A 14,756-nucleotide genomic window follows, 5' to 3' on the forward strand; every position below is an offset into this window, starting at 1 on the left:
TCCCCGGAAGGCCGCCGATGACCTCGTCCTCGCCCACCCCGATACCCGAGCCGTCGGCCTCGCCGGAGGCGGTGCCGTCCGTGCCGTCCGCTCCGTCGGTGCCGTCTCCCGTGCTCGCCGAGGTGTTCCGCTCCGGCTTCGTCGAGGGGCGGCACCGCGGCTCGCTGGTGGTGCTGGCGGCCGACGGCAGCGTGGACTGGGCCCTCGGCGATGTCACCGCGCCCGTCTTCCCGCGCTCCACGAACAAGCCCATGCAGGCCGCGGCCATCCTGCGCGCGGGGCTCGACCTCTCCGGTGAGCGGCTCGCGCTGGCCGCCGCGAGCCACTCCGGCGAAACGTTCCATCTCGATCTTGTGCGCAGCATGCTCGCCGAGTACGACCTCACCGCCGAGCACCTCCAGACACCGCCGGACCTGCCGCTGGATCCGGAGGAGGCGGAACACTACCTCGCGGCCGGCAACGTCCGCGACCGCCTCACGATGAACTGCTCCGGCAAGCACACCGCGATGCTCGCCGCGTGCGCGCTGAACGGCTGGCCGCTGGACACGTACCTGGAGCAGGGTCACCCGCTCCAGCAGCTGATCCTCGACGTGGTGCGCACGGCCGGCGGCGAGGATGTCGCGCACATCGGCACCGACGGGTGCGGGGCGCCCCTGATGTCGCTGTCGCTCACCGGTCTGGCGCGCTCGTACCGGTACTTCGTGTGCGCGGAGCCGGGGACGCCGGAGCGCCGGGTCGCCGACGCGATGCGGGCCCACCCCGAGTACGTCGCGGGGACGCGGCGGCCGGACACCTGGCTGATGCGGGCGCTGCCGGGCACCCTCTCCAAGATGGGCGCCGAGGCCGTCCAGGCGCTGGCGCTGCCCGATGGGCGGGCCCTCGCGTTCAAGATCGACGATGGTGCCACGCGCACGCTGGGGCCGGTTCTGGCCCGCGTGCTGCGCCACCTGGGGATCGACGATCCGGTGCTGTCGCGCATCGAGGACGTGCCGCTGCATGGCGGCGGCGTCCGCGTGGGGGAGATTCGCGCGGCGTTCTGAGGTTCGCGGTGGGGCTCGCTCTGTGGGTGGGGCGGGCCTCGTTGCCCTGTGGGTGGGGGTGGGCCTCGCTACATCCCTCCGGCCCTGCGCCGTCGCCGGCCGGCGGACGGTGGCGCCGACCCACGGTGCCGGACGGCGTCCGTGTGCTGTGCGCAAACGGCGTTGCGTCACCGCTGCCGCAGCAATGGTGACCTGCATAAAGTGGCGATGAGACAGCGCACCATCCACCACAGCAGGAGGCCGGCGACCATGAGCGACGCGAATACCGAGCCGCAGGGGCCCGAGGCGATCGAGCACGCGCATGACCCCGAGGTGCTGCAGCTCGCGGCCAAGGTGTTCGACCTGGTGCGGCACGGCGACACCGATACCGTCGCCGCGTACGTGGACGCGGGCGTGCCCGCCAACCTCACGAACGACAAGGGCGACTCCCTCGTGATGCTCGCCGCGTACCACGGCCACGCCGCCACCGTGGAGGCCCTGTTGCAGCGCGGCGGCGATGCCAACCGGGTCAACGACCGGGGGCAGACCCCCATCGCCGGTGCGGTGTTCAAGGGGGAGGACGAGGTCGTCAAGGTCCTGCTGGCGCACGGTGCGGACCCGGCTGCCGGGACGCCGTCGGCGATCGAGACGGCCCGGATGTTCCAGAAGGCGGAGTTGCTGGAGCTGTTCGGCGCGGAGTGAGGGCGGGGCGGGGGTGCCGCACCCCCGCCCTTGACCTCAAGTCCAGTTGGGGTCTTAGCGTCTGGGCGTGACGCGGCGACAGCGCCGTGTGTCTCCATCCCTCCATGACGAAGGACCCCGCATGTCCGCGCCCCGCTACACCCTCGCCGTCATCGTCAGCAGCACCCGGGAAGGCCGGTTCGCCCCGGTCATTGCGAACTGGTTCACCCGGCACGCTTCGGCCCACCCGGAGATCGACCTCGACGTCATCGACCTGGACGTCGTCCGCCCGTACGAACTCCGGCCCGGCAGCGAGGAGTTCGAGAGCTTCGCGAAGCGCGTCGAGCAGGCGGACGCCTACGTGGTGATCACCCCGGAGTACAACCACTCCTTCCCGGCGCCGCTCAAGCACGCCATCGACCTGCTGTACGCGCAGTGGCGGGCCAAGCCGGTCGGCTTCGTCTCGTACGGCGGGATCTCCGGTGGCCTGCGCGCGGTCGAGCAACTGCGCCTGGTATTCGCCGAGTTGCATGCCACAACGGTCCGCGAGACGGTCAGTTTCGTGCTCACCGCCAAGCCCTTCGACGAGGCGGGGCAGCTGCGCGACCCGGCGCCCGCGGGCCAGGCCGCCGACGCCCTGCTCCGCCAGCTGACCTGGTGGGCGGTGGCCCTCAGGGAAGCGCGTACGGTGCGCCCGTACGCCGCCTAGTGCCGCGGTAGCCGTCTGCCCTCGTCGCCGTCGATCCCCCGCACGCGTTCTGCCGTCCCGTCGGCGTGGCAGCCGATCGGGGTGGGTCATCCCGGACCGGCCGACTGGCGATCCGGCGGAAGGATCACTGCTTCAGACTGCTTCGGCTTCACAGGCCGGGCAGGAGCGGAGTCGAAGACCGTTCTTCGGTACAGCCGGGCGGGGTTCTCGTGCCTGCCGTCGGCCGCAGTCTCCCGGCCCCCGCACGAGGCGGGTGCCGGGAGGGAACAGCTGCGAGAACCTCACAGGCCGCCGACGCCGACACCTTCGTTGCCGTTGCGGCCGAGGCCGCCGACACCGACGGTGGCGCAGGCGTCGACGCCGCCGACACCGACACCGACGTCACGGGCGCCGTCGCCGACACCGCCTACACCGACGCCGCCGCCGTGGCCGTGGCCGCAGCCGTGGCCACCGTGGCCGCCTTGCACTTGCTGGGTGACCGCAGGGGCCTGGGGCTGGTCGGGCGCGGCGTTGGCTATACCGGCGCCCAGGAGGCCGGTGAGGGCGGTAGCGGCCAGTACCGTGGCAGTCGAGCGGAACATGATCAGATCCTTTCGCTTCCCCCCTTGTGTCCCGCCCATCCTCACCGCGGTCGGACGGTTCTGCCGGTCGGCGCGGGCCATCGCGGTGACGTCGCCCGGTGCCGGTTCCGACCCAGACTCTCTCTGCACCGCCCGGCGCGGGGCATGCTCAGCCGACGCTCCCGGCCGCATGCCGCGGTGCGAAACCCTCACGGAGCCGCGACGGCGACCGCACGTGGACTGGACCACCGCGATCCCCGGCCGCGGGTGCGACTCGTCCGCGGCGGTGCGCGCGGGCCCTGCGGTCACGCGCGAGAGACGCACGAGGCGTCTGACGCGCAACAGCTACAGCGCCGGCAGCCTCGGCTGCGCGCGCTCTGCCGGCGTCGATCACACATCAACCTGTCGATCGACGTGGCACTTGGAGCCCAAGGAGGCGAACGTCGCCCGACGGGGCCCTAGTCGGGCCCGACAGTGCGGTCGACCAGCGCCGCGATCAGCCCGTCGGTCTCCCCTTCCGGCACCACCCCGGGCAGCGTGAGCTGCTCCAGCATCAGTCCGGTCATCGCGAGATAGATCAGGACCACGGCCGTACGGTCGCCCGGCAGTCCGCCCTCCAGGTGGAAGCGGATGTCGTCGTCCAGCGTCTCGCGGATGACCTGGGTCAGCGCCGTCCGCAGTTCCGGCCGCCGCGTCGCCTCCAGCCGCAGTTCCAGCATCGCCAGGTATCCGGTGCGGTTCTCGGCGACCCGGCGGTTGATCCAGCGCATCAGCTCGGCGACCAGCGCCCGGGTCGGCGGCGCCTGCATCACCGCGGTCACCTCGGCCGGATCGGGCGCGATGCGCTGGTGGATCTGCCCGGTGACCTGGGCCAGCAGATCGTCCCTGCTGGCGAAGTAGTTGGAGGCGGTGCCCACCGGCACCGCCGCTTCCGCGTCGACGGCACGGAAGGTCAGCCCCCGCGCCCCGTCCCGTGCCAGCACCTCGATCGCGGCGTCCAGCAGCGCCGTACGCCGCTGCGGGTTTCGCACCATGCGGACCTCCTCTTTCCCCTTCCGGGAACTTTGCCACGCCAAAGGACTTGCAACCACTACAGTCAGAGTACTACAACTGGAGTGGTCGCAATCGTGCGGCTTCCATTTCGGAGGGGACCCCCATGCGTTTCACCAAACTCGGCACCGCCCTGCTCACCGACGACCTCGCCGCCAGCGTCCGCTTCTACGTCGACCACTTCGGCTTCGAGCCGCTGGTCGACCTCGGCTGGTACGCCAGCCTTCAGCACCCCCAACACCCCGACTTCGCACTGGACTTCATGGTGCGCGGCCACGAGTCCATGCCCGAGCGGTTCCGCGCGCAGGAGACCGGCGGCGTACTGCTGGGGTTCCTGGTGGCGGATGCCGCCGCCGAGGAGGCCGCACTGCGCGCCAAGGACGTCCCCATCGCCGAACCCCTGCGGGACGAACCCTGGGGTCAGCGCCGCTTCAACGTGTGGGCCCCGGAAGGAACCCTGATCGAGGTACTCCAGACCATCGACGCCGACCCGGACTGGATGGCCGCGCAGGGACTGTAGGGGCGCGCAGGGGCCGTAGGGAAGCGCAGGGGCCGTAGGCGAGCGGCCCCTCACGCGCCCCCTTCGGCGGGCCGCTGCTGTACCGCCCAACCGTTCCCGTCGGGGTCGCGGAAGTAGACGAACGAATTCCACGCCCCGCCGGGCCCGTCGGCCATCTCCCCGTTCTCCACGTGCTGCACGGGCCCGACCGCCACCCCGCGCGCGATCAACTCACCCCGGGCCGCGGCCACATCGGACACCACCAGCTGCACGCCCTGCACCGACCCGGGGCTCGCCCCGGCCACACCGCTGCCGGCACCGAGGACGATCGAGCACCCGGAACCCGGCGGGGTCAGCTGCACGATGCGTACGCCGTCGCCGAGCGAGATGTCGTGGTCGACGACGAACCCCACCTGCTCGCTGTAGAAGCGCTTCGCCCGTTCCACATCGCTCACCGGAATCGGTACCAGCTCCAGCTTCCAGTCCATGGTGTGCCGTCCTCCCGTTCGGTCGGGGGCTCGCAGGGGGTTGGGGTGGGACCGGCGGCCGGGGTGAGCGGCCAGGGGGTGGTGGGTCGCGGATGGTGGGTCGCGGATGGCGGCCGGCGGTCTTTCCGCACTGCGGGGGAGCCCGCTGCAAAGAGTTGCCACAAGGAGTCGCTGCGGAGAGTCGCTGCCAGGAGTCGCCGCAGAGAGCTGTTGCAAAGAGTTTAGGGATGCCTGCGGGCGTACGCCTGTTGCGCGAACCCTTGACGGAGTGAGCACTCACTCCGTACCGTGGGGCGCATGACACCACCCACAGCTCCCCAGGAGTCCCCTGCGCCCCGACGCCGTGCCCCGGGCATGAACGTCGAGCAGCGCCGGGCCATGATCGTCGCGGCGACGCTGCCCCTCGTCGCGGAGTTCGGTGCGGCGGTCACCACCAGCCAGATCGCCCGCGCCGCCGGTATCGGCGAGGCGACCATCTTCCGCGCGTTCAAGGACAAGGACGAAGTGTTGGACGCCTGCGTGGCAGAGGCCGTCGGCACGGAACACGTGCTGCGCGAGCTGGCCTCCATCCCCCTCGACGAACCGCTGGACGCACGGCTCACCGAAGCCGCCGAGGCGCTCTGCGCCCACACGGAGCGGATGGGCGCCGTCGTCGGCAGTCTCTACGCCTCCGGACACCGCCGCGGCCGCGACCGTACGCCCGACGCCGGGCCCGGTGAACGCCCCCCGCAGGACAGCCGGGCACAGTCCCTCGCCGCGCTGCGCGAGGCCGTGGCCGAGCTGATCGAACCCGACCGGGACGCGCTGCGCCTCAGCCCCGAGCGCGTCGCCTCCGCGTTTCTGGGCCTGCTCTTCACCCGCATGACCACGCCGGTGAACGAGGGCGACGCTCCGCTCGCCCCCCAGGAACTCCTCTCCGTACTCCTCCACGGCACCCTGAAGACCCCCGGGGGCAACTGATGGCCGTCACCCTGAACCACACCATCGTCCCGGCCACCGACCACCGCGCGGCGGCCCGCTTCTTCGCCTCGGTCATGGGCCTCCCGGAACTCCCGCCGGCCGGCCGCAACGGCCACTTCGCCCCGGTGCGGGTGAACGAGACGCTCACCCTCGACTTCATGACCGTCCCGGACCCCGAAGGGCACCACCTGGCCTTCGACGTCGACCCGGAAACCTTCGACGCGGTCCTGGCCCGCCTCCGGTCCGCGGGCGTCCCCTACGGCAACGACCCCGCCCACCCGGACAACCACCGCATCGACCACCCCCTGTGCCCCCGCGGCCTGTTCTTCGTCGACGCCGACCGCAATCTCTATGAAGTGATGTCCCCGGCCTGACGGTAGAAGGGGCTGGTGGCGCCTGTCAGAGGGGCGAATGCAGGGGCCACCGGCCTCGGGAAGTGGGCCTGCGGGGCGAGAGACGACGCCCGGCGGTCCGGGGGCGAGGGACACCGCCTCCCGGGCCGCCGCCCGCGCGGCTCACGCCTCGCGACGCGTCACCGGCCGACGAACGTCATGTTCACCTCGTCGTAGCGCGTGCCGGCTATCCGGTCGAGCGGAGCCGCGGCGTCGATGGTGTCCAGCTCCTCGGCGGACAGCGTCACCTCCAGCGCTCCCAGGTTCTCCTCCAGGTACTTCTGGCGGCGGGTGCCCGGAATCGGGACGACGTCGTCGCCCCGGTGCTGGACCCAGGCCAGCGCCAGCTGCCCGGCGGTGACGCCCTTCTCCGCGGCGAGTTCGTTGAGCTTCTCCACGATGGCGAGGTTCTGCTCCAGGTTGCCGTCGGCGAAGCGCGGCTGGGTGCGGCGCACATCGGTCTCCGCCAGCCCCTCGACCGAGGTGTAACGCCCCGTCAGGAAGCCGCGGCCGAGCGGCGAGAACGGGACCAGGCCGATGCCGAGTTCGCGGCACACCGGCGCGATCTCCCGCTCCAGATCCCGGGACCACAGCGACCACTCGCTCTGCAGCGCGGCGATCGGATGCACCGCGTGCGCCCGCCGGAGGGTCTCCGGGCCCGCCTCGGAGAGCCCGAGGTGCCGCACCTTGCCCGCCGTGACGAGTTCGGCCATCGCCCCCACGGTCTCCTCGATCGGAACGTCGGGGTCGACGCGGTGCTGGTAGTAGAGGTCGATGTGGTCGACGCCGAGCCGGCGCAGCGACGCGTCGCACGCCTCGCGTACAAAGGCGGCGTCGCCGCGGATCCGGGTCGGCTCACCGAGCCGGTTGGCGAAGCCGAACTTGGTCGCCAGCACGACCTCGTCCCGCCGCCCGGCGATGGCCCGGCCGATCAGCTCTTCGTTGTGTCCGGCCCCGTAGAAGTCGGAGGTGTCCAGCAGGCTGACACCGAGGTCGAGCGCGTGGTTGATGGTCGCGATGGACTGGTCGTCGTCCGAGGACCCGTACCCGTGGCTCATTCCCATGCAGCCGAGTCCCTGGGCGGAAACCGCCAGTTCACCAAGGTGACGGGTGGAAATCTCCGACATGCTGCTTCCTCCTGGCACGTGCTGCGCCTGCGGTGGCGAGGGCCACGGCGACTGCGGCGGTGATGTTGCTGCGGGTGTTCCGCATTCCGTTGTAGACGGTATGAGTTGGAGAGCGCTCGAAGTCAACCGCGGCCCGGAACCGCCGACTCGGCCGCCGTCAGCCGCCGTCAGCCGCCACCGCCGGCTATCGCCCGCAGCGCCTGGCAGTGTGCCGCGAACACGGTCCGGCCGTCCCCCGTGAGGGAGAGCCAGGTGCGCGGGCGCTTGCCCACATATCCCTTGGTGACCGCCACATAGCCGGCCTTCTCCAGAACGGCCACCTGCCGCGACAGGACCGAATCACTCACCTCGACCGTGTCGCGGACGAAGGCGAACTCGGCTTTGTCGGCGGCCGCCAGGGTCGCCACGATGGAGAAGCGCACCGGGGCGTGGATGACCTCGTCGAGCCCATGGCGCGGATGGCTGCCCGCACCTCCCGCACCTCCCGCACTTCCCGCGCGCGGGGCCGCCGCGGCCTGAGGCGGCGGGGTGGTCGCACTGTGCGGATCCGTCACCGCCGGGCCTCCAGATATCCGCCTATCAGGCCGGGGAGGGCAACCACCGCCGCTCCCACCATCCACCAGGCCGCGACTCCCCGGAACCAGATCATGCCGGGCGTCAGCACCGCGTTGTGGAGCAGCCCCCATAGGACGATCATCACCGTTTGCCGCCGCCCGAGCCCCAGCCGGGCGACGGGTTGCCGCACCGCGTAGACCGAAAGCCCGGCGATGGCGGCGCACCAGATCCCGCCGCCGACTGCGACACCGTATGGATGCTTCAACAGACCGATGGACAGCACCATCAGACCGGCGGCGAGACCGTAGATCACCTGGTAGCGCACATACCACTTGCCGCCCTCGCGGACCGTTGAACCCAGCGCCTGTGCGCGGGCCAGCGCGGCTGCCGCGTCGCTTGAGGCGTACTCCCCCATGCCACTTCCCCCTGACTGCTTCGTCCGACCGTTTCGTCGACGTCGTTGCTTTCCTCGACGTCGTCGTCTTCCTCGTCGTCATGTTCATCCGCTGCGCCTCGCGGATGCCATCTCGCCTACGCCGTCGTCACGTTCCCCCGCCTGCTGCGTCGCGGTCTCCCGCCTCCGGCACTCATCATGCTGACAAGTACTTTCCAATATCACAAGTACTTTCCAGCCATCCGCTCGTGGAGGTGGAGAGTGGGGGAAGACCGGCGCGCCGGAAGGACGGTGGCATGGCAGGCCCGCCCCGATGGACACGGGCGACAACAAGGCGGGAGTGGCTGAACTGCAGCCACGCCGGAAACCGCGGACCACGGCGCCGGCGACCGTTTCGCGGCGGCAGGGAAGGGAGTTCACGGGGACACGGCCCAGGTCAGGTACTGTTGCCCCGGCCACCGGCGCATCCACGCACCGGTGTGCGCAGGTCGTCAGCGCACTAACCGAGGAGGTGAGACCGATTCCCCGCCAGACCAGGCAGGTGCTCCCGTCTCATGTCCGTGCGTCCACCCGATTCAGGTGACCGACCGACAGACATGACCCGGGAAGCGCCCATCGGCGTCCCGAAAGGTTCCCCATGTCGTCACTCTCGTCATCACACCCTGTTTCTCCGTCGCCCCTCTCGGCCGGGCTCTCCCGCTCCGCCGTCGTCACCGCGCTCCGCAGCGCCGGCTGTGTCTTCGCCGAGGACGAGGCCGAACTGCTGATCTCCGCCGCGGCCACGCCGGCCGACCTCGCCGCCATGGTGGTGCGGCGGACGGCCGGGCGCCCCCTGGAACACGTCCTCGGCTGGGCCGAGTTCGCGGGGCTGCGGATCTCCGTGGACCCCGGGGTCTTCGTACCGCGGCGGCGCACCGAGTTCCTTCTCGGCCAGGCCGTGGACCTGGGCCGCCGGGCCGCCGGGCGGACCGGGCGGACCGGGCGCGGCACGGTGGCCGTCGACCTGTGCTGCGGCTCCGGCGCGGTGGGTACCGCGCTGGCCGCGGCCGTGGACGGGGTCGAGCTGTACGCCGCCGACATCGAGCCGGCGGCGGTACGCTGCGCCCGCCGCAACGTAGCCGCGGCCGGCGGCCAGGTCTACGAGGGCGATCTCTTCGCTCCGCTCCCCGCCCGCCTCCGGGGCCGTATCGACGTCCTGGTGGCCAATGTGCCGTACGTCCCCACCGAAGAGGTCGGGCTGCTGCCCCCGGAGGCGCGCGAGTACGAACCTCTGGTGGCGCTCGACGGCGGCGCGGACGGGCTCGATGTGCTGCGGCGGGTGACCGCCGAGGCGCCGCGGTGGCTGGCGCCCGGCGGCCATCTGCTGGTCGAGACGAGCGAACTCCAGGCGCCGCGGGCCGTGGAGACCTTCGCCCGCAACGGTCTGGCCCCTCGGGTGGCCACCTGCGACGAGCTCTACGCCACGGTCGTCATCGGCACCCGGCCGGACGGCAGAGGGGCGGACAACAGAGGGGCGGATGGCAGAGGGGCGGATGGCAGAGGGGCGGACGGCCGGGAGGCGGCGACAGGAGGCTGAGCGCTGTCAGTGGCGCGATTTACGGTGGGGGCATGGGTTCGCTGAGCTTTGACCGCCACTGGGTCGAAACCACCGCACAGACCGCGCTGTTGACGTCCCATGCCGACGGCGCGGACTTCGCGGCGCCCGTCCCCGGCTGCCCTGGCCGGACACTCCGCGAGCTGATACGGCACATCGGCGGCGCCCACCGCCGGGCGGACCGGATCGTACGGACCAGGGCGACGTCCGGCAGTGAGGGGCGGCGGCCGGCTCGTGCAACCCCCTTCGCCCACCGGTCAGTTGCTGCTGTCCCCGGCGATCGCGTCGAACAGCGGCCAGCCGTCGAGTTCCGTCACGCCGGGGGCCGACGGCAGCCGGCCGCGCGATCGCGCCTCGTCGAGGAAACGGCGTACGACGCCCGGCTCGTGCAGGTTGAGCACCCGGCGCCGATCGTCCATCACCGCTCCGGAGTGCAGCAGCCCGTCGGGCACCCGGCGCCCCGGGCCGGCCCGGAAGACGATGCGGAGCACCGCCCGGGTGCCGTCGCGGCGCAGCGAGAGGACCTCGCGGCAGGGCGTCTGCCCGTCGTGCCGGTGGCGCACCGACCACAGCCAGCACTCCTCGCCGACGGTCAGCCGCCGGAGCTGGTGGTCCTTTCTCACCCGCCCCACGGTAGGCCGGGGGCGGTGGCGCACGCGCGGCGGTGTCAGGACACCGGTGGGCGCGGGTGTGCCAACACTGTCGGGCGCGGGTGTGCCACATCACGCCCGTGGGTTTCCGTGGGCGCGATGATTTCGGCGCGACACGGCAGTCTCCCTGCCGTCACCCTTGAAGAACGAAGACCCCAGGAGCGAGTCCCATGCGCATCGTGATCAGCGAGTTCATCAGCCTGGACGGCGTCGTACAGGCGCCGGGCGGCCCCGAGGAGGACACCGACGGCGACTTCGCCCACGGCGGCTGGTCGCACCCGTTCTTCGACCCGGAGGTCGTGGGCGGCGCCTTCGCCGACGCGCTGACCAAGGCCGAGGCGCTGCTGTTCGGGCGCCGTACGTGGCAGACGATGGCTGCGGCGTGGCCCGAGCGGGCCGGCGACCCGTTCGCCGACCGGATGAACGCCATCCCGAAGTACGTGGTGTCCCACACGCTCGGCGACAACGAGTTGACGTGGGATCACACCACCCGCATCCCCGGTGACGAGGCCGTCGCCCGTATCCGGGAGCTGCGCGGCACCGAGGGCGGCGACCTGCTGGTCATGGGGAGCCCCACCCTCGTCCGCACCCTGCTGCGCGAGGGCCTGGTCGACGAACTCCGGCTCGTGATCATGCCGGTGCTGCTGGGCGGCGGAAAGACGATCTTCCCCGACGACGGTGTGCAGCGCCCGCTGGAGCTGGTCTCCACGGTCACCAGCGGCACCGGCGTCCACGTGTGCACATACCGGCCGACCGCGAAGGGTTAGGGCAGGCGCGGCGGGCCCTACGGGCCCGCCCCCGGCGGCGAAACGGCTCGGCGTCCGCGTACGTCGCGGCGGCTGCGGGCGCGTACCGCGCACGTTTCGGGTGCGGCGGCGGAAGGGGTTGACCCTGCCCCTGCGTCAGGGTTGGAGCCTGGTCGCATGACGAACAACAGCACTTCCCCGACGCGGCTCGCGCCGCCGATCGGAGGGTTCCAGGAGATCGACGGCCGTCGCGTCTTCGTGCATCGGTCGGGCGGCGGCGGACCGGCCGTGGTGTTCCTGCCGGGCGCCAGCGCGGTCGGCCTGGACTACTTCGGTGTCCAGCAACAGGTTTCGCGGTTCACCACCGCCGTGGTGTACGACCGCGGCGGCACGGGCTACAGCGATCCCCTCCCGCTGCCGCGCACCGCCACCGCGGTCGCCACGGAACTGCGCGAGGTGCTGCGCGCCCAGGACATCGCCGCCCCCTACGTTCTGGTGCCGCACTCCCTCGGCGGCTTCTACGCGCACCGGTTCGCGCAGCTGTACCCGCAGGACGTGGCCGGGCTGGTCTGGTTGGATGCCCTGCACCGCGACTGGGACGACTTCATGCCGCCCGCGGCGGGTCTGGCCGCGGTCGAGCAGATGGCACCTGATCGGGAGCAGTTGGAACGGATGCGCCCGGCCCTGCGCGAGATGGGCGCCGAGTTGCTCGCGGACTACCCGGAGCACATACGGCAGGCGCTGATCGATGCCAAGGCGAGTGACGAATGGACCCGGTCCGGCATCGCCGAGCGCACCAAGTTGGCCGAACTCGCCACCGAACTGCGGGCCGGGCCGGACCTTCCCGACGTCCCGTTGGTCGCTCTCACCGTGGTCGGCAGCGACCCCGCCCAGCAGGCGCTGACGTCGGAGCGGACGCTGCGAGAGATGCATGACGGCCACACGAGGATGGACGCGGCCCTGGTGAGCGCGGTCTCGGACGGGGAACAACGCATCCTCTCCGACACCGTCCACCACCGGCTCTGCTTCGACCGGCCCGATGCCGTGGTCCAGGCGATTCGCGACGCCCTCGACCGAGTTCGCCCCTAACTAGACTCGGCGCGACCACGTTTGACGAAGACCCGAGGGGGACGGTGCTCACGATCAGCCAGCTCGCGGCAACCGCCGGCGTGACCGTGCGCACCGTTCGCCACTACCACCACGTCGGGCTGTTGCCCGAGCCCGAGCGCGATGCCTCCGGCTACCGCCGCTACGGCGCGCAGGCGGCGGTGGATCTCATCCGGATCAGGACCCTCGCCGATGCGGGGGTGCCGCTGGCCCGTATCGACGCGATGCTGCATGCGCAGCCGGCCGAATTCGCCGCGGCCGTCACCGACCTCGACGCCGCATTGCAGCGCAAGATCGACCAGCTCACCGCATACCGCCGCCGGATCGCCGAACTGGCCGGCGGCGAAAGGCTTGTGCTGCCCCCCGAGGTGGTCGCGCTCCTGGACCGGATGCGCGGTCTCGGGATCGGCGAACTGAGGGTACGGGTCGAGCGCGACGCGTGGATCCTGATGCAGGCGCTGGAGCCGCACGCCGTGCCGCAGCGGATACGGGAGAAGAACGCCGGCTTCGACGACCCCGAGACGACGCGCCTGTATCTCGCCTGTGACCGATCAGTCGACTGGGATCCGCACGATCCACGCCTGGACCGGCTCATCGACGAGCTGGACACCTGGGAGATCGCACACGAACGGGACGGCAGCCGGGCGGGGTACCGGAAGCTGGTCTCCTCCCGGATCTCCGATGCGTCACCGGCATGGCAACGCATCGTCGATGCGCTCGCACACCGCGCCGAGCGGCGCCGAACCGCCGGGCACGACAGCTGAAGCCGGCACCCCGGCCACGTGCCGGAGTGCCGCGGTAGCCGCTGCCCCGGCACCGGACCGAGCACGCCGGCCGGCCACTCCGAGCGTCGCGGCCGGCCGGCCCGACGAACGGCCCGGTGCGGCCCGCCCGATGGCTGCGCGCAGGCGAGTGCTCCAGCCGTCAGGCGTCGCGGCGGCGGGCGGTCTCCCAGCGACCGACTACTCGCGCGCTCGACCACATGCGGCGGGAACACACGGCTGGAACACCACGCAACAACACACACTCCAGCTAGCGCTTGCTTGCAAAAGTTAGCACCAGCGTGCACCATCGAGACATGGCATCACTCAATGTCGGCAATCTCGGCGAGTTCCTGCGGGAGCAGCGGCGCACCGCGCAGCTGAGCCTGCGGCAGCTGGCCGATGCCGCGGGGGTGTCCAACCCGTACCTCAGCCAGATCGAGCGCGGCCTGCGCAAGCCGAGTGCGGAGATCCTGCAGCAGCTGGCCAAGGCGCTGCGGATATCCGCGGAGACGCTGTACGTCCAGGCCGGGATCCTCGACGAGCGGCGCGGTCTGGACGGGGTCGAGGTGCAGACCGCGATACTCACCGACCCGTCGCTGAACGAGCGGCAGAAGCAGGTGCTGCTCCAGATCTACGAGTCCTTCCGCAAGGAGAACGGGATCGCCGGCGACGGCGCGGACGACAGCGGCGCGAGCGGCGGAGAAGAAGAAGGCCCCGGCGCGACGCACCCCCATGAGGCAGAGGCCGACGGCGGCCCGCACGCCACCTGAGCAACCGCATTCGTTTCCAGGAGGAACCACGTCATGGCCATCAACACCGATGACCTCCGCAAGGCCCTGACCGACGCGACCCCGCTGTACGCGCTGGCCGGCACCGCCGATCTCGCCGCCGAGAAGCTGGGCGAGGTGCCGCAGTTGGTCGAGCGGATCCGGGCCGAGGCGCCCAAGCGCTTCGAGTCCGTCCGCAGCACCGACCCCAAGGACGTCCAGGCGCTGGTCGCCAAGCAGGCCAAGGAGGCCCAGGACAAGCTCGTCGAGCTGCTGGGCTCGCTGGACGGCGACCTGAAGAAGTTCCGCGACCAGGCCCAGGAGCTGGCGCTGCGCGGCGTCGGCCGGGCCGCCGAGGTCGCGGTGCAGGCCCGCGAGACGTACGACGAGCTGGCCGAGCGCGGCCGGGGCGCCGTGCAGACCTGGCGCGGCGGAGCCGCCGAGCAGGTCGAGGAGCTGGCGGTGGCGATCGAGCCGGAGCAGGCGGGCAAGAGCGACGCGAAGAACAGCTCGGACGCCGCCGGCCGCCCGAAGACCGTGCCCGCCAACGGGGCCCGTACCGAGGCCAAGGCCACCGCGTCGACGCAGCCCCGGCCCGCCGAGGCCAAGAAGCCCGCCGCGCCGCGCAAGCCGGCGTCGGGCCCGGCGCGGAAGAACACCCCGCCGACCTCGAAGTGAGCCGGAGCACAGGACG

General features: G+C 71.6%; 19 protein-coding genes and 1 pseudogene. 13 read left to right on the top strand and 7 right to left on the bottom strand.

Features of this window, described 5'->3' with window-relative positions:
- The first annotated feature begins 17 nt into the window (after positions 1-17).
- The 3 genes from GR130_RS36465 (at position 18) to GR130_RS36475 (ending at position 2,409) form a co-directional block, all read left to right on the top strand.
- Entirely contained in the window at positions 18-1,040 is a 1,023-nt protein-coding gene (locus GR130_RS36465) for an asparaginase (protein WP_159508652.1), read from the top strand.
- A gap of 249 nt (positions 1,041-1,289) precedes the next feature.
- Positions 1,290-1,721, top strand: coding sequence for an ankyrin repeat domain-containing protein (locus tag GR130_RS36470; protein ID WP_159508653.1), 432 nt, complete (start codon positions 1,290-1,292; stop codon positions 1,719-1,721).
- 121 nt (positions 1,722-1,842) lie between these two features.
- Positions 1,843-2,409: an NADPH-dependent FMN reductase gene (locus GR130_RS36475; RefSeq protein ID WP_159508654.1), complete on the top strand. Its 567-nt coding sequence runs from the start codon at positions 1,843-1,845 to the stop codon at positions 2,407-2,409.
- 281 nt (positions 2,410-2,690) lie between these two features.
- On the opposite strand, the gene GR130_RS36480 is transcribed toward GR130_RS36475, so the two are convergent.
- Together GR130_RS36480 and GR130_RS36485 are read right to left on the bottom strand one after the other, a co-directional pair.
- Positions 2,691-2,990 carry a hypothetical protein gene (locus tag GR130_RS36480; protein WP_159508655.1) on the bottom strand — a complete coding sequence of 100 codons (300 nt, stop codon included), beginning with the start codon at positions 2,988-2,990 and terminating at the stop codon, positions 2,691-2,693.
- A 437-nt stretch (positions 2,991-3,427) separates the two neighbouring features.
- Complete coding sequence (locus GR130_RS36485; protein ID WP_159508656.1) at positions 3,428-4,003, bottom strand: TetR/AcrR family transcriptional regulator; 576 nt, start codon at positions 4,001-4,003, stop codon at positions 3,428-3,430.
- 122 nt (positions 4,004-4,125) lie between these two features.
- Here GR130_RS36485 and GR130_RS36490 point away from each other — a divergent pair, with 122 nt between their 5' ends.
- A complete protein-coding gene (locus GR130_RS36490; RefSeq protein WP_159508657.1) occupies positions 4,126-4,539 on the top strand; it encodes a VOC family protein in 414 nt (137 codons plus the stop codon).
- A 50-nt stretch (positions 4,540-4,589) separates the two neighbouring features.
- Here the strand turns inward: GR130_RS36490 and GR130_RS36495 are convergent, their stop codons facing one another.
- Complete coding sequence (locus GR130_RS36495) at positions 4,590-5,006, bottom strand: VOC family protein (RefSeq protein WP_159508658.1); 417 nt, start codon at positions 5,004-5,006, stop codon at positions 4,590-4,592.
- 378 nt (positions 5,007-5,384) lie between these two features.
- On the opposite strand from GR130_RS36495, the gene GR130_RS36500 reads away from it, so the two are divergent.
- A complete protein-coding gene (locus tag GR130_RS36500) occupies positions 5,385-5,966 on the top strand; it encodes a TetR/AcrR family transcriptional regulator (protein WP_159510456.1) in 582 nt (193 codons plus the stop codon).
- Positions 5,966-6,340, top strand: coding sequence for a VOC family protein (locus GR130_RS36505; protein ID WP_159508659.1), 375 nt, complete (start codon positions 5,966-5,968; stop codon positions 6,338-6,340). The genes GR130_RS36500 and GR130_RS36505 overlap by 1 nt, the downstream gene beginning before the upstream one ends.
- A gap of 158 nt (positions 6,341-6,498) precedes the next feature.
- Here the strand turns inward: GR130_RS36505 and GR130_RS36510 are convergent, their stop codons facing one another.
- The 3 genes from GR130_RS36510 to GR130_RS36520 form a co-directional block, all read right to left on the bottom strand.
- Positions 6,499-7,485, bottom strand: coding sequence for an aldo/keto reductase (locus GR130_RS36510; RefSeq protein WP_159508660.1), 987 nt, complete (start codon positions 7,483-7,485; stop codon positions 6,499-6,501).
- 167 nt (positions 7,486-7,652) lie between these two features.
- A complete protein-coding gene (locus GR130_RS36515) occupies positions 7,653-8,039 on the bottom strand; it encodes a winged helix-turn-helix domain-containing protein (RefSeq protein WP_443043734.1) in 387 nt (128 codons plus the stop codon).
- Positions 8,036-8,455, bottom strand: a complete 420-nt coding sequence (locus GR130_RS36520) for a hypothetical protein (protein ID WP_159508661.1) — start codon at positions 8,453-8,455, stop codon at positions 8,036-8,038. The genes GR130_RS36515 and GR130_RS36520 overlap by 4 nt, the downstream gene beginning before the upstream one ends.
- 616 nt (positions 8,456-9,071) lie before the next feature.
- On the opposite strand from GR130_RS36520, the gene GR130_RS36525 reads away from it, so the two are divergent.
- Together GR130_RS36525 and GR130_RS41720 are read left to right on the top strand one after the other, a co-directional pair.
- Positions 9,072-10,010, top strand: a complete 939-nt coding sequence (locus tag GR130_RS36525) for a putative protein N(5)-glutamine methyltransferase (RefSeq protein WP_159508662.1) — start codon at positions 9,072-9,074, stop codon at positions 10,008-10,010.
- Positions 10,011-10,042: 32 nt separating this feature from the next.
- Positions 10,043-10,312: pseudogene (locus GR130_RS41720) on the top strand (maleylpyruvate isomerase N-terminal domain-containing protein); the annotation flags it as partial.
- Here GR130_RS41720 and GR130_RS36530 read toward each other — a convergent pair.
- On the bottom strand, positions 10,286-10,651 hold the full coding sequence (locus GR130_RS36530; RefSeq protein WP_159508663.1) for a hypothetical protein: 366 nt from the start codon (positions 10,649-10,651) through the stop codon (positions 10,286-10,288). The pseudogene GR130_RS41720 and the gene GR130_RS36530 overlap by 27 nt on opposite strands.
- 197 nt (positions 10,652-10,848) lie before the next feature.
- Here GR130_RS36530 and GR130_RS36535 point away from each other — a divergent pair, with 197 nt between their 5' ends.
- From GR130_RS36535 to GR130_RS36555, 5 genes are all read left to right on the top strand, one after another.
- The gene (locus GR130_RS36535; protein ID WP_159508664.1) at positions 10,849-11,445 is read left to right on the top strand and encodes a dihydrofolate reductase family protein; all 597 of its coding nucleotides are present in this window, start codon (positions 10,849-10,851) and stop codon (positions 11,443-11,445) included.
- A 156-nt stretch (positions 11,446-11,601) separates the two neighbouring features.
- The gene (locus GR130_RS36540; protein ID WP_159508665.1) at positions 11,602-12,513 is read left to right on the top strand and encodes an alpha/beta fold hydrolase; all 912 of its coding nucleotides are present in this window, start codon (positions 11,602-11,604) and stop codon (positions 12,511-12,513) included.
- Between the two features lie 44 nt (positions 12,514-12,557).
- Positions 12,558-13,295, top strand: coding sequence for a MerR family transcriptional regulator (locus GR130_RS36545; RefSeq protein ID WP_159508666.1), 738 nt, complete (start codon positions 12,558-12,560; stop codon positions 13,293-13,295).
- Between the two features lie 314 nt (positions 13,296-13,609).
- Positions 13,610-14,065: a helix-turn-helix domain-containing protein gene (locus GR130_RS36550; protein WP_159508667.1), complete on the top strand. Its 456-nt coding sequence runs from the start codon at positions 13,610-13,612 to the stop codon at positions 14,063-14,065.
- Between the two features lie 33 nt (positions 14,066-14,098).
- Positions 14,099-14,740: a hypothetical protein gene (locus GR130_RS36555; protein ID WP_159508668.1), complete on the top strand. Its 642-nt coding sequence runs from the start codon at positions 14,099-14,101 to the stop codon at positions 14,738-14,740.
- Positions 14,741-14,756: the final 16 nt, after the last annotated feature.

The organism is Streptomyces sp. GS7 (genome assembly GCF_009834125.1).
Classification (GTDB): domain Bacteria; phylum Actinomycetota; class Actinomycetes; order Streptomycetales; family Streptomycetaceae; genus Streptomyces.

Bases quoted from the DNA above. Each gene is read 5' to 3' on its own strand.
- GR130_RS36470 (WP_159508653.1), top strand. From the start codon at position 1,290: ATGAGCGACGCGAATACCGAGCCGCAGGGGCCCGAGGCGATCGAGCAC.
- GR130_RS36510 (WP_159508660.1), bottom strand. From the start codon at position 7,485: ATGTCGGAGATTTCCACCCGTCACCTTGGTGAACTGGCGGTTTCCGCC.
- GR130_RS36555 (WP_159508668.1), top strand. From the start codon at position 14,099: ATGGCCATCAACACCGATGACCTCCGCAAGGCCCTGACCGACGCGACC.
- GR130_RS36500 (WP_159510456.1), top strand. From the start codon at position 5,385: ATGATCGTCGCGGCGACGCTGCCCCTCGTCGCGGAGTTCGGTGCGGCG.
- GR130_RS36525 (WP_159508662.1), top strand. From the start codon at position 9,072: ATGTCGTCACTCTCGTCATCACACCCTGTTTCTCCGTCGCCCCTCTCG.
- GR130_RS36480 (WP_159508655.1), bottom strand. From the start codon at position 2,990: ATGTTCCGCTCGACTGCCACGGTACTGGCCGCTACCGCCCTCACCGGC.
- GR130_RS36495 (WP_159508658.1), bottom strand. From the start codon at position 5,006: ATGGACTGGAAGCTGGAGCTGGTACCGATTCCGGTGAGCGATGTGGAA.
- GR130_RS36490 (WP_159508657.1), top strand. From the start codon at position 4,126: ATGCGTTTCACCAAACTCGGCACCGCCCTGCTCACCGACGACCTCGCC.
- GR130_RS36535 (WP_159508664.1), top strand. From the start codon at position 10,849: ATGCGCATCGTGATCAGCGAGTTCATCAGCCTGGACGGCGTCGTACAG.
- GR130_RS36550 (WP_159508667.1), top strand. From the start codon at position 13,610: ATGGCATCACTCAATGTCGGCAATCTCGGCGAGTTCCTGCGGGAGCAG.
- GR130_RS36520 (WP_159508661.1), bottom strand. From the start codon at position 8,455: ATGGGGGAGTACGCCTCAAGCGACGCGGCAGCCGCGCTGGCCCGCGCA.
- GR130_RS36475 (WP_159508654.1), top strand. From the start codon at position 1,843: ATGTCCGCGCCCCGCTACACCCTCGCCGTCATCGTCAGCAGCACCCGG.
- GR130_RS36540 (WP_159508665.1), top strand. From the start codon at position 11,602: ATGACGAACAACAGCACTTCCCCGACGCGGCTCGCGCCGCCGATCGGA.
- GR130_RS36505 (WP_159508659.1), top strand. From the start codon at position 5,966: ATGGCCGTCACCCTGAACCACACCATCGTCCCGGCCACCGACCACCGC.
- GR130_RS36485 (WP_159508656.1), bottom strand. From the start codon at position 4,003: ATGGTGCGAAACCCGCAGCGGCGTACGGCGCTGCTGGACGCCGCGATC.
- GR130_RS36465 (WP_159508652.1), top strand. From the start codon at position 18: ATGACCTCGTCCTCGCCCACCCCGATACCCGAGCCGTCGGCCTCGCCG.